General features: G+C 65.8%; 17 protein-coding genes. 2 read left to right on the top strand and 15 right to left on the bottom strand.

Annotated features, from left to right (window positions below):
* Positions 1-43: 43 nt before the first annotated feature.
* The 9 genes from rng to IPM20_12145 form a co-directional block, all read right to left on the bottom strand.
* Positions 44-1,516, bottom strand: a complete 1,473-nt coding sequence (gene rng, locus IPM20_12185) for a ribonuclease G (protein MBK9132379.1) — start codon at positions 1,514-1,516, stop codon at positions 44-46.
* A gap of 87 nt (positions 1,517-1,603) precedes the next feature.
* Complete coding sequence (gene maf / locus IPM20_12180; GenBank protein MBK9132378.1) at positions 1,604-2,194, bottom strand: septum formation inhibitor Maf; 591 nt, start codon at positions 2,192-2,194, stop codon at positions 1,604-1,606.
* A 147-nt stretch (positions 2,195-2,341) separates the two neighbouring features.
* On the bottom strand, positions 2,342-2,812 hold the full coding sequence (gene rlmH / locus IPM20_12175) for a 23S rRNA (pseudouridine(1915)-N(3))-methyltransferase RlmH (protein ID MBK9132377.1): 471 nt from the start codon (positions 2,810-2,812) through the stop codon (positions 2,342-2,344).
* Positions 2,813-2,846: 34 nt separating this feature from the next.
* Positions 2,847-3,188, bottom strand: coding sequence for a ribosome silencing factor (gene rsfS, locus IPM20_12170; protein ID MBK9132376.1), 342 nt, complete (start codon positions 3,186-3,188; stop codon positions 2,847-2,849).
* Complete coding sequence (gene nadD, locus IPM20_12165; protein MBK9132375.1) at positions 3,185-3,838, bottom strand: nicotinate-nucleotide adenylyltransferase; 654 nt, start codon at positions 3,836-3,838, stop codon at positions 3,185-3,187. Before nadD ends, rsfS begins: the two co-directional genes overlap by 4 nt.
* A gap of 93 nt (positions 3,839-3,931) precedes the next feature.
* Positions 3,932-5,188 (bottom strand): glutamate-5-semialdehyde dehydrogenase, encoded by a 1,257-nt coding sequence (locus IPM20_12160; protein MBK9132374.1) that lies wholly within the window; start codon positions 5,186-5,188, stop codon positions 3,932-3,934.
* A complete protein-coding gene (locus IPM20_12155) occupies positions 5,188-6,225 on the bottom strand; it encodes a DNA polymerase III subunit delta (GenBank protein MBK9132373.1) in 1,038 nt (345 codons plus the stop codon). Before IPM20_12155 ends, IPM20_12160 begins: the two co-directional genes overlap by 1 nt.
* The gene (locus IPM20_12150; protein MBK9132372.1) at positions 6,222-6,761 is read right to left on the bottom strand and encodes a hypothetical protein; all 540 of its coding nucleotides are present in this window, start codon (positions 6,759-6,761) and stop codon (positions 6,222-6,224) included. The genes IPM20_12155 and IPM20_12150 overlap by 4 nt, the downstream gene beginning before the upstream one ends.
* Entirely contained in the window at positions 6,758-9,466 is a 2,709-nt protein-coding gene (locus IPM20_12145; protein MBK9132371.1) for a leucine--tRNA ligase, read from the bottom strand. The genes IPM20_12150 and IPM20_12145 overlap by 4 nt, the downstream gene beginning before the upstream one ends.
* A 106-nt stretch (positions 9,467-9,572) precedes the next feature.
* On the opposite strand from IPM20_12145, the gene IPM20_12140 reads away from it, so the two are divergent.
* Positions 9,573-10,106 carry a zinc ribbon-containing protein gene (locus IPM20_12140; GenBank protein ID MBK9132370.1) on the top strand — a complete coding sequence of 178 codons (534 nt, stop codon included), beginning with the start codon at positions 9,573-9,575 and terminating at the stop codon, positions 10,104-10,106.
* Between the two features lie 158 nt (positions 10,107-10,264).
* On the opposite strand, the gene lnt is transcribed toward IPM20_12140, so the two are convergent.
* The 6 genes from lnt to IPM20_12110 form a co-directional block, all read right to left on the bottom strand.
* Positions 10,265-11,779 carry an apolipoprotein N-acyltransferase gene (gene lnt, locus IPM20_12135; protein ID MBK9132369.1) on the bottom strand — a complete coding sequence of 505 codons (1,515 nt, stop codon included), beginning with the start codon at positions 11,777-11,779 and terminating at the stop codon, positions 10,265-10,267.
* A 13-nt stretch (positions 11,780-11,792) separates the two neighbouring features.
* Complete coding sequence (locus tag IPM20_12130; protein MBK9132368.1) at positions 11,793-12,686, bottom strand: CBS domain-containing protein; 894 nt, start codon at positions 12,684-12,686, stop codon at positions 11,793-11,795.
* The gene (gene ybeY / locus IPM20_12125; GenBank protein ID MBK9132367.1) at positions 12,673-13,236 is read right to left on the bottom strand and encodes an rRNA maturation RNase YbeY; all 564 of its coding nucleotides are present in this window, start codon (positions 13,234-13,236) and stop codon (positions 12,673-12,675) included. The genes IPM20_12130 and ybeY overlap by 14 nt, the downstream gene beginning before the upstream one ends.
* Positions 13,202-14,203, bottom strand: a complete 1,002-nt coding sequence (locus IPM20_12120) for a PhoH family protein (protein MBK9132366.1) — start codon at positions 14,201-14,203, stop codon at positions 13,202-13,204. Before IPM20_12120 ends, ybeY begins: the two co-directional genes overlap by 35 nt.
* A gap of 22 nt (positions 14,204-14,225) precedes the next feature.
* On the bottom strand, positions 14,226-15,596 hold the full coding sequence (gene miaB, locus IPM20_12115; protein MBK9132365.1) for a tRNA (N6-isopentenyl adenosine(37)-C2)-methylthiotransferase MiaB: 1,371 nt from the start codon (positions 15,594-15,596) through the stop codon (positions 14,226-14,228).
* Positions 15,597-15,707: 111 nt separating this feature from the next.
* A complete protein-coding gene (locus tag IPM20_12110) occupies positions 15,708-16,904 on the bottom strand; it encodes an ammonium transporter (GenBank protein ID MBK9132364.1) in 1,197 nt (398 codons plus the stop codon).
* A gap of 370 nt (positions 16,905-17,274) precedes the next feature.
* Between IPM20_12110 and IPM20_12105 the strand changes: the two genes are divergently transcribed.
* Positions 17,275-18,363 carry a porin gene (locus IPM20_12105; protein ID MBK9132363.1) on the top strand — a complete coding sequence of 363 codons (1,089 nt, stop codon included), beginning with the start codon at positions 17,275-17,277 and terminating at the stop codon, positions 18,361-18,363.
* Positions 18,364-18,482 lie beyond the last annotated feature (119 nt).

Genomic DNA, 18,482 nt, shown 5'->3' with positions numbered 1-18,482 from the left:
TGCGCGGGATTGAACGGGGGTAAGGCATGACGGGGAACCGCCTTCACAGCATGACTACGTCGAACTGCTCCTGGGTATACAGCGACTCGACCTGCAGCTTGATCGATTTGCCGATGAAGGCTTCGAGCTCGGCCAGGCTGGTCGATTCCTCATCCAGCAGCATGTCGACCACGCCCTGGGCGGCCAGCACCAGAAACTCGCGGGCCTCGAACTGGCGCGACTCGCGCAGGATCTCGCGGAAGATCTCGTAGCACACGGTCTCGCGCGTCTTGACCAGCCCGCGCCCCTCGCAGGACGGGCAGGGCTCGCACAGCACATGCTCCAGGCTCTCGCGGGTACGTTCACGCGTCATCTCCACCAGGCCGAGCGGTGAGACCTCGGAAATATAGCGCTTGGCGCGGTCCGACTCCATCGTCTTCTCCAGCGCCCGCAGCACCTGTCGCTTGTGCTCCTCCGCGAGCATGTCGATGAAATCGATGATGATGATGCCACCCAGATTGCGCAGGCGGAGCTGGCGCGCGATGGCCTGCGCGGCCTCCAGATTGGTCTTGAAAATGGTCTCCTCGAGATTGCGGTGACCGACGAAGGCGCCGGTGTTGACGTCGATGGTGGTCATCGACTCGGTCTGGTCGATGATCAGATAGCCGCCGGACTTGAGCTGGACCTTGCGCCTGAGCGCCTTCAGGATCTCGTCCTCCACCGAATACAGGTCGAAGATCGGGCGCTGGCCGGGATAGTGCTCGATGCGGGGCACGAGCTCGGGAATGAAATTACGGACGAACTCCAGCACGGCCTGGCTGGTTTCGCGCGAATCGATGCGGACGGTTTCGATGCGGTTGCCGGGAGAGTCGCGCAGGATGCGCATCACGAGCGGGAGCGCCTGGTATACGAGTCCGTCCTCGCCGCCCTCCGCCACGCGCTGGCTGATCGACGTCCACAGCCGGGAGAGGAAGCTCATGTCCTCCTGCAGCCCGTCCCGGGCCACGCCTTCCGCCGCGGTACGCACGATGTAGCCCCCGGTCGCGCCCTCGCCGCGCAGCTCGAGTACGAAGTCGCGCAGCCGGACGCGCTCTTCCTCCCGCTCAATCTTCTGGGAGACGCCGACCCCGTTCATATCGGGGACGTAGACCAGGTAACGCGACGGGATGGTGATGTGCATGGTGAGGCGGGCGCCCTTGCTGCCGAGCGGATCCTTGATTACCTGCACCAGCACCCGCTGCCCTTCCTGCAGCAGGTTCGCGATGTTTTCCGGGGCCTTGCGCGGGGCGCCCTCCTCGCCGTTATCGCCCGCGGACTGGATATCGGCGGCGTGCAGAAACGCGGTGCGCTCGAGGCCGATGTCGACGAAGGCGGCCTGCATCCCGGGCAGGATGCGGCTGACCACGCCGCGATAGATGTTGCCGACCAGGCCGCGCTTGCTGGCCCGCTCGACGTGCACCTCCTGCAACAGGCCGTTCTCCACGATGGCGACGCGGGTTTCGCGCGGCGTCACATTGACCAGGACTTCGTCACTCACGCTGTGGACCTTGTTTGGATGGGATCGGGACCGGACGGACGCCCCAATTATGACACAGGGCCCCGCCCCGGGTTCGCGGCGTTGGTCTTACTCCGGCGGTGAGTGATACAGATCCGCGCCGCACTGGGCGAGCATCTCGGCCGTCTCGCGCAGGGGCAGACCAACCACCCCGCTGTAACTCCCCTCCAGGCGCTCGACGAATACCGCCCCCCGGCCCTGGATGGCGTAGGCGCCGGCCTTGTCCGCCGGCTCCCCGGTCTCCCAGTAGATCTCGCGTTCACGCGTAGCGATCCGGCGGAAGGTCACCCGCGAATCGCTGAGACGCGTGCATTCGCAGCGTCCCGCGAGCGCGACGCCACTCAGCACCCGGTGGGTCCGGCCGGACAGGCGGGCGAGCATGGCCAGCGCCTCCGCGCGCCCGGACGGTTTCTGCAGGATCTCGCCGTCCAGGACTACCACGGTGTCGGCGCCGAGCGCGAGGCGCGTCTCCGCCCGTCCCGCCGCCGCGACCCCGGCGCGCGCCTTCTCCAGCGCCAGCCGGAGCACGTAGTCCTCCGGCGCCTCGCCCGCACGCAGGCCCTCATCGACCGTCACCGCGACGACCTCGAACGCCACCCCGATCTGCGTCAGCAGCTCGCGGCGGCGGGGGGAGGATGAGGCCAAAATCAAAGGATCCATAAAGGACAGGACTAAGGAGGTAGGACCAAGGTCTGAGTGAAATCAATAACCATACTAAAGGCCGGCATCCAAGATTCAACGGTCACTGATCCCATGGCTGTATCCTTAACGTGGTCCTTGGTCCCTCAGCACTGAGTCCTGTATTTTTCACGCCCGGTGATACGGATGCCCCTTGTACATCGTCCACGCGCGGTAGATCTGTTCGGCGACGACGATGCGGACCAGGGCATGCGGCAGGGTGAGGGCGGACAGGGACCAGGCCGCGTCGGCGCGTTGCAGGCACTCCGGCGCCAGGCCATCGGGACCGCCGACCATCAGCGCGACGTCCCGTCCGCCCTGCAGCCACTCGGCGAGGCGGGCGGCCAGTTGCCCGGTGCTCCAGCCCGCCCCGCGCACATCGAGTGCGACGGCATGGGCGTCGCGCGGCAGGGCGGCCAGCAGGCGTTCGCCCTCCTCCGCGCGCAGGCGCTCGATATCCGCGCCCTTGACACGCCGGGCGGCGGCGATCTCGGTCAATTGCAGGCGGCACTCGGGGGGCAGCCGGCGGGCGAACTCCTGATAACCCTCTTCGACCCATGCCGGGACGCGTTGTCCGACCGCGAGGAAATGGATGCGCATCGATTGCCCGGCGCGGGATCGCGGCCGCCCCGGCTCAGACCCGTTTTTCCCGGGCGTCGAAGCTCCACAGCTTTTCCAGCTGATAGAAATCGCGCATCTCGGGCAGCATGACGTGCACCACCACATCACCCAGATCGACCAGTGCCCACTGGCCGTGCTGTTCCCCCTCGACGCCGAGCGGCGCCACGCCGCTCGCCTTCGCCTTGACCACCACGGAGTCCACCAGCGAACGCACATGACGCGCCGAGGTGCCCCCCGCCACGATCATGAAATCGGTGACGCCGGTCATGCCGCTGACGTTGAGGACGCGGATATCCACCGCCTTGATATCCTCCAGCGCGGCCACCGCGATGTCTTTCAGTTGTTCCGGCGTCATTGTCCGGCCTCCATGATGTGTGCCTCGCGGTACAGACCCGTCCGGCGAATGTACTCCAGCACGCCGTCGGGCGTGAGATAGCGCGCATCCGCGCCCTGCGCCAGCAGCGCGCGAATGCGGGTCGCCGAGATCTCCAGGCGGGTAACCGGGCAGAGAATTATGTGTCCCGCCGGGGTTTCGTGCAGCACCCCGGGGTCATCGACCCGATGCCGTTGCAGCAGCGCGGCCACCGCGCCGCCCGGCCCGGCCTGTGGCCCGGGCCGCGTCATCACCGCGAGGTGCGCCAGCCCGATCAGCCGTTCCCAGCGGTGCCAGGTGTTCAACTGGACAAAGGCGTCGATGCCGAGAATCAGGCACAAGGGCTGTTCGGGCAGCTCTTCACGCAGCGATGCCAGGGTATCGACCATATAGGACGGACCCGCCCGCCTGAGTTCACGCTCGTCGATCGCAAAACCGGTCTGCCCCTCCAGCGCGAGCCGCAGCATCGCGAGCCGCTGCGCAGGGTCCGCTGCCGGCGCGGGGCGATGCGGCGGCTGGCCGCACGGCACGAACCGGACCTCCGCCAGGCGCAAGGCCTGCTGCACTTCCAGGGCACAGCGCAGATGCGCGAGATGAACGGGATCGAAGGTGCCGCCGAGGATGCCGATCATGAGGATCGGGCGAGGCGGGAGGCGTGAGGGGTGAGGCGCCGCATCGGCATGCCGTTATGTCACTCCGTCCGGAAGGGGCCGATCATCATCGCCCTAGGTCCGCACATGGCCATCGCCGATAACGACGTACTTCTGCGAGGTGAGCCCCTCAAGCCCGACCGGGCCGCGCGCGTGCAGCTTGTCGGTGCTGATGCCGATCTCGGCGCCCAGCCCGTATTCGTAGCCGTCGGCGAAACGGGTCGAGGCATTCACCATCACCGAGCTCGAATCGACCTCGCGCAGGAAACGCTGCGCGCGCCCGATGTCCTCGGTCAGGATGGCGTCGGTATGGCCGGAACCGTAGCGGAAGATGTGCTCCATCGCCTCGTCCAGGCCGGCCACGACGCGGATCGAAAGGATCGGCGCCAGGTATTCGGTGATCCAGTCCGCCTCCGTCGCCGCGGCGATATCGGGCAGGATCGCACGCGTCGCGGCGCAGCCGCGCAGCTCGACACCCTTCTCCCGGTACAGGCGCGCGAGCGGCGGCAGCGCCTGGGCGGCGACGCCCTGCGCGACCAGCAGGGTCTCCATCGTGTTGCAGGTGCCGTAGCGCTGGGTCTTGGCGTTGAAGGCCACCTTGATCGCCTTGTTGAGGTCGGCGCGGTCGTCGATATAGACATGGCAGATGCCGTGATAATGCTTGATGACGGGGACCAGCGATTCGCGCATCACGCGGTCGATCAGGCCCTGCCCGCCGCGCGGAACGATGATGTCGACATACTCCTTCATGCGCAGCAGCTCGCCTACCGCCGCGCGGTCGGCGACCTCGATGACCTGCACCGCATCGGCGGGGAGATTGGCCTCGGCCAGACCGGCGCGGATGCAGGCGGCGAGCGCCTGGTTGGAGCGCAAGGCCTCGGAGCCGCCGCGCAGGATGGCCGCGTTGCCCGCTTTCAGGCACAGCGCGGCGGCATCCGCGGTGACGTTCGGCCGCGATTCGTAGATGATGCCGATCACCCCCAGCGGGACGCGCATGCGCCCGACCCGGATCCCGGAGGGGCGATAGGCCATATGGCTGATCTCGCCGATCGGGTCGGCCAGCGCCATGACCTGATGCAGGCCGTCGATGATGGCATCGACGCGCCTGTCGTCCAGGGTCAGGCGGTCGAGCAGCGCCGCATCCAGCCCGGCCGCGCGTCCCGCCTCGAGGTCGGCGGCATTGGCACGGACGATGTCGGCGCGCGCGCGGTTTATGGCCGCGGCGATCGCCGCCAGCGCGCGATTCTTCTCCGCCGTGCCGGCGCGCGCCATGGCGCGCGCCGCCGCACGCGCGCGGCGGCCGACTGCGGTCATGTATGCCTGGATGTCCATCACTGCATCGCCGGCCGTGCCAGCGCCTCGATTCGTACCCCTGCGGTAAGTAGGCATAATTGTAGCAATTCATCCCATACATTGCCCGCCGCCTGCCCCTTGGCCAGGCGATCCAGGCGCGCGCAGCACCCCAGCAGTACGCGCCAGCGCCCCAGATCATGGCGTTTCAGCGCGCGCTCCAGCAGGGGCTGGCGCTTCTCCCACACACGGTGCTGCTGGTACAGGGCAAAGGGCTTCTTGCCCTGCGCGATCCCCTGTGACACGGCGGCCAGGAACCGGATTTCGCGCGTCAGCGCCCAGCCGACCAGGACCGGCTCCACGCCCTCCCCTTCCAGTCCGCGCAGGACGCGCACGCAGCGCGCGGCATCGCCCGCGAGGGCGCCGTCGACCAGGGTGAAGACATCGAAGCGGGCGCTGTCAGCCACCGCGTCCATGACATCCGCCTCGTCGATCGCGCCCGGCCCGTGCAGCAGGAGCATCTTCTCGATCTCCTGCACGCAGGCGAGCAGATTGCCCTCCACGCGCCCGGCCAGGGCCGCCGCCGCCGCGGGCGTCGGCTGCATGTCGCGCGCGCGCATGCGCTGGGCGATCCAGCCGGGCAACTGCGCCGGCGCGGGAGGCCAGAGCTGGATCAGCACGCCGCAACGCTCCAGCGCCGAGAACCATTTGGCCGCCTGCATCGCCTTGTCCGCACGCGGAAGGCTGATCAGCAGCACATCACCGTCCGCGGGATGCGCGGCATACTCGCTCAACGCCCGCGCGCCCGCGTCACCCGGTTTTCCGCCCGGCATACGCAGTTCGATCAGTCGACGTGCCGCGAACAGGGACATCCCGGCCGTCGCCTGCGCCAGTTCGCCCCAGTCGAACCCGGGCTCGACGCTGAACACCACGCGCTCGGCGCAGCCCTGCGCGCGCGCCGCGGCACGGATCGCATCGCAGGCCTCCTGCAGGAGCAGGGGCTCGTCCCCGCTGATCACATAGACGGGGGCCAGCGCGCCCGCGAGATGCCCCTCCAGCTGCTCCGCCTTGAGCTTCATGGCGCCGCCCCGGCGGGACCCGGCTGCTGGAGGCCCGCGTTGATCGCCTGCAGGCGGATCAGAATCTGGCGCACCGTATCGAACACCATGTCCCGATAGAGACCGTCTTCCTCATTGCTCTTGGCGTTCACATCCGTACTGTCGAAGGAATAGCTGCGCTGGACGGTGACGGATTGCTCGGGCGCGAGCGCCGCGCCGGCGGGATCGTCGACGCGGAAACGCGCCGTATAATTCAGCTCGTACTCCTGCACCCGTCCCGTGGTACCCACCGCGGAGGCCCGGCGCTCGCGCCGCTCGTCGACGATGGTCACGACCAGCCGGGCCTGCGCGGCGTCATCGACCACCGGCGTCTCCGCACTGAGCAGGGCGCGCCTGAGCTCCGTCGCCGCGGCACCGTCGCCCTTTACCAGCACGGGCGGCAGGGCCGCGAAGTCTCCCTGCGAACCGCGCAGGTGGAACCCGCAGCCGGCGGCCAACAGCATCAGCGCGGCCAGCAAGCCCTGCGCGATCCATCTTCCGTCCGCCTCGCGCCTCATACGACAATATTCACCAGCTTGCCCGGCACCACGATCACCTTCTTCACCGCCTTGCCGTCGATGAAACGGCGTACGTTCTCCTCCGCCAGGGCGGCCTGCTCGATCACCGCCTTGTCGGCGCCGGCGGGCACGCTGACCTGGCCGCGCAGCTTGCCGTTGACCTGCACCACGATCTCCAGCGTATCCGTCACCAGGGCGGCGGCATCCACCCGTGGCCAGGCGGCGCCGACGACAGAACCTTCCTTGCCCAGCGACTCCCACAGGACCTCGCAGACATGCGGCACCACCGGGGCCAGCAGCAGCACCACGGCCTCCACTGCCTCGCGCATCACCGCGCGACCGGCCGTGGTGGTATCGTCGAAGCGGCTCATCGCGTTGACCAACTCCATGACGGCGGCGATCGCGGTATTGAAGGTGTAGCGCCGGCCGAGGTCGTCGCTCACCTTGGCGATGGCCTGGTGTACTTGGCGCCGCAGGCCGCGCTGGGCATCGGTGAGCGCGTTCAGCGGCGCCGGAGCGGACCCGTCCTCCTGCTCGACATGCGTGTTGACCAGCTTCCACAAGCGCTTCAGAAAGCGCGCGGCACCCTCGACGCCAGCGTCCGACCATTCGAGCGTCTGCTCGGGCGGGGCGGCGAAGATGATGAACAGGCGCACCGTGTCGGCGCCGTAGCGGCGCACCAGCTCCTGCGGATCGACGCCGTTCTTTTTCGACTTCGACATGGTGCCGATGCCGCCGTACTCGACCGGCCGGCCGTCCTTCTTCGCCGTCGCGGCGACGATGCGGCCCTGCTCGTCGCGCGTCACCTCGACCTCGTCCGGCGCGAAATACGTGATGCCCGAGGCCGCGCCCTTGCGGAAGAAGATGTGGTTCAGCACCATGCCCTGGGTCAGCAGCTTGCGGAACGGCTCGCGCACAGAGGTCAGGCCGAGATCGCGCATGACCTTGGTCCAGAAGCGCGAATAGAGCAGGTGCAGGATGGCGTGCTCGATGCCGCCGATGTACTGGTCCACCGGCATCCAGTAATCAGCGCGCCGGTCCACCATCGTCTTGCCGTCGAAGCTCGCGTAGCGCAGGAAGTACCAGGACGAATCGACGAAGGTGTCCATGGTGTCGGTTTCACGCTGCGCCGCGCCGCCGCACCGCGGACAAGTGCAGTTCAGAAACGCTGGGGATTTCGCCAGCGGGTTGCCGGAACCGTCCGGCACCAGATCCTCGGGCAGCACCACCGGCAGCTGATCGTCCGGCACCGGCACGTCGCCGCAGGCGGGACACTTGATCATCGGGATCGGCGTGCCCCAGTAGCGCTGGCGTGAGATGCCCCAGTCCCGCAGGCGCCAGGTGACCTTCTTCTCGCCCAGCCCCTTGGCCGCGAGATCGGCGGCGATGGCGTCGACGGCCTGGTCGAAATCGAGGCCGTCGTATTTACCGGAATTCACGCATATGCCGTGCTCCGCATGGCGATCGTCCCAGTAGGCCCAGCCGAGTGAATCGGCGGCCGATTTATTATAGAAGAGTGGAAAATCCCGATTCGAGGGGTCCCCATCGCGTTGCTCGAAAACCCCGGGGGCGAGATCATAATCGGAGTCGCGCCAGCTTTCAGGAACGATGACGGGTTTAACAGGGAGGCGATTCATGATCGCGAATTCGAAGTCGCGTTCATCGTGGGCCGGCACCGCCATCACCGCGCCTTCGCCATAACCCATCAGCACGTAATTGGCCACCCACAGCGGGAGCGCCTCGCCGGTGAGCGGATGGGTGACGGTGAGCCCGGTCGCCATGCCCTTCTTTTCCTGCGTCGCGAGCTCGGCCTCGGTGACGCCGCCGCGCTTGCACTCCTCGATGAAGGCGGCGAGCGCGGGATCGTTTTTCGCCGCATGCAACGCGAGCGGATGCTCGGCGGCCACCGCGACATAGGTCGCCCCCATCAGCGTGTCGGCACGCGTGGTGAACACCCACAGCACGCCGCCGCCATCGATCGTGTGAGGGAAGCCGATGCGCACGCCGAAACTCTTGCCGATCCAGTTCCGCTGCATCAGGCGCACCTGCTCCGGCCAGTCGGCGAGCGTGTCGAGATCGGCCAGCAGCTCCTCCGCGTAGCGCGTGATCGCCATGTAGTACATCGGGATCTCGCGCTTCTCGACCAGCGCGCCGGTGCGCCAGCCGCGGCCGTCGATCACCTGCTCGTTGGCGAGCACCGTCTGGTCCACCGGGTCCCAGTTCACCGTACCGGTCTTGCGGTAGACGATGCCCTGCTCCAGCATGCGCAGGAACAGCCACTGGTTCCAGCGGTAGTACTCGGGCTGGCAGGTGGCGAGTTCGCGCTCCCAGTCGATGGCGAAGCCGAGCGATTTGAGCTGGCCGCGCATGTACTCGATGTTCTCGTAGGTCCAGCGCGCCGGCGGCACGCCGTTGTTCATCGCCGCGTTCTCCGCCGGCAGGCCGAAGGCGTCCCATCCCATGGGCTGCAGGACGTTCTTGCCCTGCATGCGCTGATAGCGCGCGATCACGTCGCCGATGGTGTAGTTGCGCACATGACCCATGTGCAGGCGCCCGCTCGGGTACGGAAACATCGACAGGCAGTAGTATTTGTCCCGCGCGGGATCCTCGACCGCCCGGTACACGCCCGCCTCGCTCCAGGCGCGCTGGACGCGCCCCTCGAATTCCGCCGGGACGTAATCCCCGCGTGGAGTTACTTGGTTCATCTGCGACAACTGCCTGGGGGAAAGTGGGTAAATAAATGGTGGTAGCATACCGTAGCGCGGGTAAAATGGACAACACGACCCACTCCTGAGAAAGCGAGGCCGGCCCATGAGCGACAGTGGCAGACACGGCGGCGACGAACGCCACATCCATGCGTATGACCGCATGCTGGAACACATCAGGCACCTGGGCGATCAGGCGGGGAAACATGCGCGGCCCGCGTTGCGGCACCTGATCGACGCCGCCGAGCTGAAGATGATCGAGCTCAACGAGCTGACACGCGAGGAGGCCGTGAAGATCGGCGCCTTCATCCAGCGCGATATCGAGCACGCCGCCGACTACCTCAACCGCCCGGAGAATCGCGAACTGATCGACTGGTTCAGATTCGACGTCGGCCTGATCGAATCACGCCTGCTGGAACTGTTCGCCGGCGTCGCCGACCAGACCCGGCTGGGCCTGCTCGCCCTGGAGCGACAGGCGCGCCTCGCCTCCGAGTACCATACCGGCGAGATCACCGGCATCGGCACGCTGCGGTGCGCCGCCTGCGGCGAGGAACTGCATTTCCACGCCACCAGCCATATCCCGCCGTGCCCCCGCTGCCGTGGCACAACGTTTATGCGGGCCGCGGACGGCGAGGCGTGAACCTGCGCCGTGCAGTATAGCCCGGTAGATCAGGTTGAACGAAGTGAAGCCCGGCATGGATGGCATCGGAAACGCCGGGCTTCGCGTTGCTCGGCCCTAGCCACTTAACTATCCGCGCACAGAAAGGGGGAGAGACTGAAGTCTGCCCCCGAATTTATTCAGCGCCGGCGTCCCGCCGCCATCATACCCGCCAGCAGCATCGCGCCGGCAAGCGCCAGAAAGGCCGCATTCCCCATCCGCACATAGGGTGTCGAGCCCTGCCGCGGCTGCACTTCGCCGCTCAGGACATGAACCTCGAACTGGGGAGAGGTGGCGAGCAGTTCGCCGCGATATCCGATGAGCGCCGAGATGCCGGTATTGGTGGACCGCAGCAGCGGCCGGCCGGTCTCGAGCGCGCGCATGCGCGCAATCTGGAGGTGCTGGAAGGGCGCCACGGAACGGCCGAACCAGGCGTCGTTGCTGACGTTGACCAGCAGCGTGGCGCGCGGCAGCATGCGGATCATCTCCTCGCCGAAGGCGTCCTCATAACAGATCGACATCCCGACCTGCTGTCCCGCCACCTCGAACGGGGCCTGCCGCGCGGGACCGGCGCTGAAGTCGGACATCGGGACGTCGAGCAGATCCACCAAGCCGCCCAGCACCGCGTTGAACGGCAGATACTCGGTGAACGGCACCAGATGGTGCTTGTGATACACCTGGCGGGACGCGGACTCTCCGCCCACGCTGACCATGCTGTTGTAGTAATTGCCGGAGGCGGGATCCAGGTAGATCAGCCCGACCAGCAACTCGGACCCGTGCGCGCGCGCCTCCTCGCCCAGTTCGTCCAGGTAGGGCTCGGCCTGCAGGTAGTACATCGGCATCGCGGTCTCCGGCCAGACGATCAGGTCGCTGTCCCAGTGGGCGCGCGATAATTCACGATACAGGGCGACGGTCGGCTCCATCATTCCCGGCTGCCACTTCATATCCTGTGACACATTGCCCTGCACCAGGCTCACGCGCAGGGGTCGGCCCTCCGGCTCGGTCCATTCGAGCGTGCCGGCAAACACCGCGCCCAGCCAGAGGCCGGCCAGCGCGGCCAGGCAAACCGCGCGGAAAGCGGTGGACACGCGGCGCTCGAACAGGGCCAGCAGCACGGCGCCACTCAGCGCGACGGCCAGCGAGAGGCCATAGACCCCGATCAGCGGCGCGAGCCCCGCCAGCGGCCCATCGATCTGGCTGTAGCCGAGGTTCAGCCAAGGGAATCCGGTCAGAAACCAGCCGCGGACCCATTCGAAGAGGGTCCATACTGTCGGATATATCAGCAGGATCGCCACCCGCGACTCACGACCCCGCGGGCGCGACAGGCGCACGGACAGATACGCGGCGAGCGCGGGAAACACCGCCAGCACCGCAACGAGCAGGGCGGTCACGGCCACGGACATCGCCGCGCTCATGCCGCCGAAATCGTGCATGCTGACGTACACCCAGTTCACGCCGAGGCCGAACAGGGCGAGACCGGACAGGTAACCGCGCCCCAAGGCCTGACGCGGCTCCGCCCCGCGCCAGGAGGCGAACAGCAGGGCGGCGCATGCCGGGGCCAGCAGAGGGAGATCGAAGGGGGAAAACGCGAGGGGCAGTAGCGCGCCGGCAACCAGCGCCAGGAGACTGCCCCGCCAGCGGGACGCCAGGATCATCAAGCGGGGGCGGTCAGCGCGGAGGTTCCGCCGCGGACACACCGGCACCGGTCTCGCCGGCCTCGAGGTCGACCAGCGTCAACTGCAGCAGATGGATCCTGCGGCTGTCCGCATGGAGCACCTTGAAGCGGAACGAACCGATGTCGCGCACCTCTCCGCGCCGGGGCAGGCGACCGAATTCGCGCATCACGAGCCCGCCGATGGTGTCGTAATCCTCGTCGCTGAATTGGGTGTTGAAGTACTCGTTGAAGTCACCGATCGGCGTGAGGGCCTTTACGGTGTAGCGCTTCTCGCTGTGCTTCATGATGTAGAGGTTGTCGTCGATGTCATGCTCGTCGACGATCTCGCCGACGATCTGCTCCAGCACGTCCTCGATGGTGACCAGGCCGTCAATACCGCCGTACTCGTCGACGACCAGAGCGATATGGTTGCGCGCCGACCGGAATTCCTTCAGCAGCATGTTCAGACGCTTGCTCTCGGGGATGAATACCGCCGGACGCAGGATGTCGCGCACGTTAAACTCATGCTCGCGGCCACCGATCAGATAGGGCAGCAGGTCCTTCGCCAGCAGGATGCCGACCACCTCATCCTTGCTTTCGCCGATGACCGGAAAGCGCGAATGCGCCGACTCGGTGATGATCGGCAGGATCTGCTGCAGGGTCGCGTCGCGCTCGACCACCACCATCTGGGCACGCGGGATCATGATGTCGCGCACGCGCATCTCGGACACCTGCAGCACCCCTTCGATCATCGCCAGCGCGTCGACGTCCAGCAAGCCGCGCTGCTGCGCGTCGCGCAGGACCTCGATCAGGTCCTGCAGACTGCGTGGCTCACCGGTCAACGCCCTGCTGATCTTGTCCAGCCAGGAGCGGGGGGCCGTTTCGGAACCCGAATCAACTTCGTTCATTGGTCAATGCCTGTCGTTTTGAATTTTGCCGCATCGCCGCCCGTTCTGACGCATACGGATCGGGATACCCCAGCCGGGCGAGTATCTTGCGTTCCAGTTCTTCCATGTGCTCCGCCTCGCGTGAATTCTCGTGATCGTGTCCCAGCAGATGCAGCACGCCGTGCACGACCAGGTGCGCCCAGTGCGCGCGCGCCGGTTTGCCCTGCTCGGCCGCCTCACGCTGCACCACCGGCGCGCACAGCACGATATCGCCCAGCGGCGGTGGCCGCATCCGTCCCGAAGGCTCGAACGGAAACGACAGCACATTGGTCGGTCCCGCGCGGCGCCGGTAACGTTCGTTGAGCGCACGCCCCTCCGCTTCCGCGACGATGCGCACCGCCAGTTGCGCGCCGCGCCGGCGTCCGGCCAGCGCCGCCCGCACCCAGGATTCGATGCTGCGCCGGGCCGGCAGTCCGGCCAGCGATCCCGTCGCGTACTGCACGTCCAGCTCCAGGGCCACGGCCTCCGCTCCGGATCTAGCCGCCACTCCGCCCGCCCTCGGCGCGGTCATAGGCCGCGACGATGCTCTGCACCAGGGGGTGGCGCACCACGTCCCGCGCCTGGAAGAACACGAAACTGATGCCCTCGACATCCCGCAGCACCTCGATCGCGTGACGCAGACCCGATACGCGCTCGCGCGGCAGATCGATCTGGGTCACGTCACCGGTCACCACCACGGTCGAACCGAAACCGATACGGGTCAGGAACATTTTCATCTGCTCCACGGTGGTATTCTGGGCCTCGTCCAGGATAATGAAGGACTCGTTCAACGTACGTCCGCGCATGAAGGCCAGCGGCGCGACCTCGATCACGTTGCGCTCGATCAGCTTGGAGACGCGCTCGAAACCGAGCATCTCGTACAAGGCGTCGTACAGCGGCCGCAGATAGGGATCGACCTTCTGCGCCATGTCGCCCGGCAGGAATCCGAGCCGTTCACCCGCTTCCACCGCCGGCCGCACCAGCAGGATGCGACGTACCTCTTCACGCTCAAGCGCCTCCACGGCGCAGGCGACGGCCAGATACGTCTTGCCCGTCCCCGCGGGCCCGACGCCGAAATTGATGTCGAAGCTGCGCACGTTCTCCACGTAACGGCGCTGGTTCGTTCCCCGCGGCGTGATGTAGGCGTTACGGGTGGTGATATCCTGCGTCTGCGCGGAAGACTCGCCTACCGCGGGCTCGGCATCGACCGACTGCAGCAACAGATGGACCCGCGCCGGTGTCAGCGGCGGCGCCTTCGCGGTCTCGTCATAGAGCTGCTTCAGCAGGCGGCGCGCCGCCTGCGCGGAGGTCGCCGGACCCGTGATACGGAACATGTTGCCGCGGTTGCTGATCTCCACCCCGAGGCCGCGCTCGATCTGCTTGATATGCTCGTCGAGCTGGCCGCACAGCCGGGCCAGGCGCTGGTTGTCGGCGGGCTCCAGCACCAGATCGCTGGACTGGGGGTGGACGCTCGCGGATCTCGCGAGTGCAGGGTCCATATCAGGGTTGCGTTTTGTCAATTCAGTTCCAGTTGACCGTGGTCTGTCCTGGCGCCGCGGATGTGTGCGATGCCATGAGTTCGCCGCGTAGCGAGCTGCCGGCATCCGCGGTGATCAGCACATCGGCCATGCCGCCGATCAGTTCCGCCGGGCCGGTGAAGTTGACCGTATTGTTGTTGGAAGTCTTGCCGGACAGCTGTCGCTCGGAACGGCGCGAACGGCCCTCGACCAGCACGCGCTGCACGCTGCCGACCATCTCCGCGCGGTAGGCGGCGGCGAACTCGCCGATCCGGTCCTGCAGACGCCGCAACCGCTCCTGCTTCACCTCCGGCGGCACGTCGTCGGCATAGCCCGCCGCCGGCGTCCCCGGACGCGGGCTGTAGATGAAGCTGTAGGAATGGTCAAAGCGCACCGCCTCGATGAGTTCCAGCGTCGCCGCGAAGTCGGACTCCGTCTCGCCCGGAAAGCCGACAATGAAATCCGAGGAGATGCTGATACCGGGGCGCGCGGCGCGCAGCCGGCGCACGATCGAACGGTACTCGAGCGCGGTATGCCCGCGCTTCATCAGGGCGAGGACGCGGTCCGATCCGCTCTGCACCGGCAGATGCACGTGGTCGGCCAGTTTGGGGATCTCGGCGTAGACCTGGATCAGGCTGGCGTTGAACTCGAGCGGATGCGAGGTGGTGAAACGGATGCGCTCGATCCCTTCGATCGCCGCGACGTAGTGGATCAACAGCGCGAGATCCGCCTCGGCGCCGTCCGCCATCACGCCGCGGTAGGCATTGACGTTCTGGCCGAGCAGGGTCACCTCACGCGCGCCGCGCCCGGCATGCAGCGCCACCTCGGCGAGCACGTCCTCGAACGGGCGGCTGACTTCCTCGCCACGCGTGTAGGGCACGACGCAAAAGGTGCAGTACTTGCTGCAGCCTTCCATGATGGAGACAAAAACACCCGGGCCGGACGCCGAGGGCTGCGGCAGGCGATCGAATTTCTCGATTTCCGGGAAGGAGATGTCCACGACCGGACCGCTGCGGGCGCGCGCCGACTCAAGCAGCTGCGGCAGGCGGTGCAGGGTCTGCGGGCCGAAGATGAGGTCGACATAGGGCGTCCGCTGATGGAGGGCCGCGCCCTCCTGGCTGGCGACGCATCCCCCGACGCCGAGGATCCGCCCGGGGCGCTGGCCTTTCCACTCGCGCCAGCGGCCCAACTCGGAAAATACCTTCTCCTGCGCCTTGTCGCGCACGGAACAGGTATTCAACAACAGGACATCCGCCTCTTCCGGGCGGCAGGTGAGTTCCAGTCCGTGAGACTCCGCCAGCACGTCTGCCATGCGGGCGGAATCATATTCGTTCATCTGACAGCCGAAGGTCTTTATATATAGCTTGCGTCCCATACTCCCGAATAGCACTTGCCAACGGACTTCTAAAGCTACTACGTTGTCGCCCGCTTTTCCACTGAAGTAATGTGACAGGCGCCGCGAACGACCCCGCGACACGAACTTAACTCATTCATTATATGGAGATTCTGACCTGATCTTGTGAATACTGAGATCCGCCCCCTGATATTCTTCCTCGGGGCTCAGCCGGATGCCGACCAGGAGCTTCAGGCCACCATAGACCGTCATCCCGCCGACCAAGGCAATCGCGATGCCGAGGCCGGTGCCGGCCAATTGGGACATGAAGGCAACCCCGCCGGCACCGCCGAGCGCGGCCTGCCCGAATATGCCGGCGGCGATGCCTCCCCAGGCCCCGCACAGGCCGTGCAAGGGCCAGACTCCCAGGACGTCGTCGATGCGCCAGCGGTTCTGCGTCAGCGTGAAAGTCCAGACGAACAGCGCCCCCGCGACCGTTCCGGTCAGCAGCGCCCCGACGGGATGCATCACGTCCGATCCGGCACACACCGCCACCAGGCCGGCGAGTGGGCCGTTATGCACAAAGCCCGGGTCATTGCGGCCCATGACGAGCGCCGCCAGCACGCCCCCGATCATCGCCATCAGGGAGTTGATGGCAACGAGCCCGCTCACCGCCTGCACGCTTTGCGCGGACATGACATTGAATCCGAACCAGCCCACGGACAGGATCCAGGCGCCCAGCGCCAGAAACGGAATGCTGGATGGCGGGTGCGCGCTCATGGTCCCGTCCTTTCCATAGCGCCCACGCCGCGCGCCCAGCACCAGCACGGCGGCCAGACCGAGCCAGCCCCCCATCGCATGCACCACGATGGAACCGGCAAAATCGTGGAACCGGGCACCGAACTGAGCCTCCAGCCAGTCCTGGACGCCGAATAAACCGTTCCAGCTGATGCCTTCGAACAGCGGATAGATCAGGGCGACGAGCAGGAAGCTCGCGGCCAGCTGCGGGTAGAACCGTGCCCGCTCGGCGATGCCCCCGGAGATGATCGCCGGGATGGCGGCGGCAAAGGTCAGCAGGAAGAAGAACTTCACCAGGTCATAGCCGTTTTTCTCATTCAGGGCTGCCGCCCCCTGCATGAAATCGATGCCATAGGCAATGCCGTAACCGATGAAGAAATACGCGACGGTGGAAACGGAAAAATCGCTGATGATCTTCACCAGCGCGTTGACCTGATTCTTGCGTCGTACGGTCCCGACCTCCAGGAATGCGAACCCGGCGTGCATGGCGAGCACCATGACAGCGCCCATCAACAGAAACAGGACATCATTACCGGCCTGCAAACTCTCCATGGTGCTCTCCTCTGAACATGCTGCGCATCAAAATGGGGTTTTGGCAGCAAGAATTGCACCATTATTAAATTTTAATTAAATAACAGTCACATATTGTTTATTTTCCAGTCTGACAGGCCAATTTCATGCACTATAAATGTGAAGAAGGATAAATTAATGCACCAATAGTGATCATGAAGTCTCGATCAAATACAGGGTCGCACCAAGATGCGATGATGCGCGTCGCCATGGCCTGAAAGCACTTCGAAGCCGCTCCCAGGACACGGACCCGGTCGTTTAATTATTAGTGCAATCAGAAAGATGATGAGGTTCAGTTCCGGGCACCGCGCCGTTATAATGCCGGCAACGTCAACTGGAGGGATGACTTTTGATGAACACACGTCTCATGAACGCCATCGGCGCGACCTTCGTTTCCGGCGCCGCACTCGCCCTGTCGGGCCACGCCTACGCCAGCGTGCCCCTGGCGGGTCCCGCGCTGGAGGCCTACGGACAGATCGATCTGTCTCTCGACCTGAGCGATACCGACAGCCCCGGTGATTCGAGCAACCTGAGCCTGTCCAGCAATGAAAGCCATCTGGGCCTGAAGGGACAGCACGACATCAATCCCCAGCTTTCCCTGGTCTGGCAACTGGAGCAGGAATACCGCACCGATGAAGGCGGCGGTGAGTTCGCCACCCGCAACACCTACGCCGGCTTCCACGGCAGCAGGTTCGGCACCGTATTGTTCGGTTACTACGATACGCCGTACAAGACCGTCGGCACACGCTGGGATGTGCTCGGCACGACAGTGGGCGACAGCCGCGCGATCCTCGGCGCGAGCGCCGTCGACGGTGACGTGATGAATCAGCGCGCCCGCAATGCGCTGCTGTACACAAACACCTTCCAGGGGCTGGAAGTGCAAGCCATGTACGCGACCGATGCGCAGGACAATGACAGTAATAACGTGGATGACAATGACAACGACCTGTTCAGTGCCGCTGTCTGGTATACCCTCGGCCTGCTGCAAGTATCGCTGGCGTATGAGGACTGGTCCAATCTCCAAACCACCGGGGGCAACAGCGATGTCAACGGTATCCGGTTCGCGGCCAGCCATCAGGTCACCCGCGCCGGCCGGCTCGGCCTGATCTTCGAAACCATCAGTGCCGACGACATCCCCACCCTGGATCGCAACGTCTTTGGCGTGAACGGTACGTACAATGTCGGGACCTATACCTACGCCGCCCAGGTTCTGATCGCCGACAGCAACGACGATCAGGGAGATTCCGGGGCATTCAGGCTTGGACTGGGCGTCACGCGTCAGCTCGATGCGCAGACACAGATCTACGCCGCCTTTGGCATGACCGACAACGAGCAAAACGCCCGGTACAGCGGAGTCGATGGCGGGCACGGTGACAAGGTTGCCACCACGGACGGCGATACACCGAACGCCTTCTCGGCCGGGTTCAGCTTCGCGTTCTGACGACCATCAGCCAGAAAACTGAATAACTCTTTTCCCTGTGACAGGATTGCCGCGGGTAACGCGCGCAATCCTGGTCATTTTTTCGACTCATCACCAAGCTCGGATCATCCAATATCCTT

It is taken from the genome of Gammaproteobacteria bacterium, assembly GCA_016716465.1.
Classification (GTDB): domain Bacteria; phylum Pseudomonadota; class Gammaproteobacteria; order SZUA-140; family SZUA-140; genus JADJWH01.
This window is presented reverse-complemented; position numbering and strand designations above follow the sequence as displayed.

Excerpts from the sequence above, each read along its gene's own strand:
- nadD (MBK9132375.1), bottom strand. The coding sequence starts at position 3,838 with ATGATCGGCATCCTCGGCGGCACCTTCGATCCCGTTCATCTCGCGCAT.
- maf (MBK9132378.1), bottom strand. The coding sequence starts at position 2,194 with ATGGATCCTTTGATTTTGGCCTCATCCTCCCCCCGCCGCCGCGAGCTG.
- ybeY (MBK9132367.1), bottom strand. The coding sequence starts at position 13,236 with ATGACCGCGCCGAGGGCGGGCGGAGTGGCGGCTAGATCCGGAGCGGAG.
- IPM20_12140 (MBK9132370.1), top strand. The coding sequence starts at position 9,573 with ATGAGCGACAGTGGCAGACACGGCGGCGACGAACGCCACATCCATGCG.
- miaB (MBK9132365.1), bottom strand. The coding sequence starts at position 15,596 with ATGGGACGCAAGCTATATATAAAGACCTTCGGCTGTCAGATGAACGAA.
- IPM20_12105 (MBK9132363.1), top strand. The coding sequence starts at position 17,275 with ATGAACACACGTCTCATGAACGCCATCGGCGCGACCTTCGTTTCCGGC.
- rlmH (MBK9132377.1), bottom strand. The coding sequence starts at position 2,812 with ATGCGCATCCATTTCCTCGCGGTCGGACAACGCGTCCCGGCATGGGTC.
- rsfS (MBK9132376.1), bottom strand. The coding sequence starts at position 3,188 with ATGACGCCGGAACAACTGAAAGACATCGCGGTGGCCGCGCTGGAGGAT.
- IPM20_12160 (MBK9132374.1), bottom strand. The coding sequence starts at position 5,188 with ATGGACATCCAGGCATACATGACCGCAGTCGGCCGCCGCGCGCGTGCG.
- IPM20_12110 (MBK9132364.1), bottom strand. The coding sequence starts at position 16,904 with ATGGAGAGTTTGCAGGCCGGTAATGATGTCCTGTTTCTGTTGATGGGC.
- IPM20_12145 (MBK9132371.1), bottom strand. The coding sequence starts at position 9,466 with ATGAACCAAGTAACTCCACGCGGGGATTACGTCCCGGCGGAATTCGAG.
- IPM20_12120 (MBK9132366.1), bottom strand. The coding sequence starts at position 14,203 with ATGGACCCTGCACTCGCGAGATCCGCGAGCGTCCACCCCCAGTCCAGC.
- IPM20_12150 (MBK9132372.1), bottom strand. The coding sequence starts at position 6,761 with ATGAGGCGCGAGGCGGACGGAAGATGGATCGCGCAGGGCTTGCTGGCC.
- IPM20_12155 (MBK9132373.1), bottom strand. The coding sequence starts at position 6,225 with ATGAAGCTCAAGGCGGAGCAGCTGGAGGGGCATCTCGCGGGCGCGCTG.
- IPM20_12130 (MBK9132368.1), bottom strand. The coding sequence starts at position 12,686 with ATGAACGAAGTTGATTCGGGTTCCGAAACGGCCCCCCGCTCCTGGCTG.
- lnt (MBK9132369.1), bottom strand. The coding sequence starts at position 11,779 with ATGATCCTGGCGTCCCGCTGGCGGGGCAGTCTCCTGGCGCTGGTTGCC.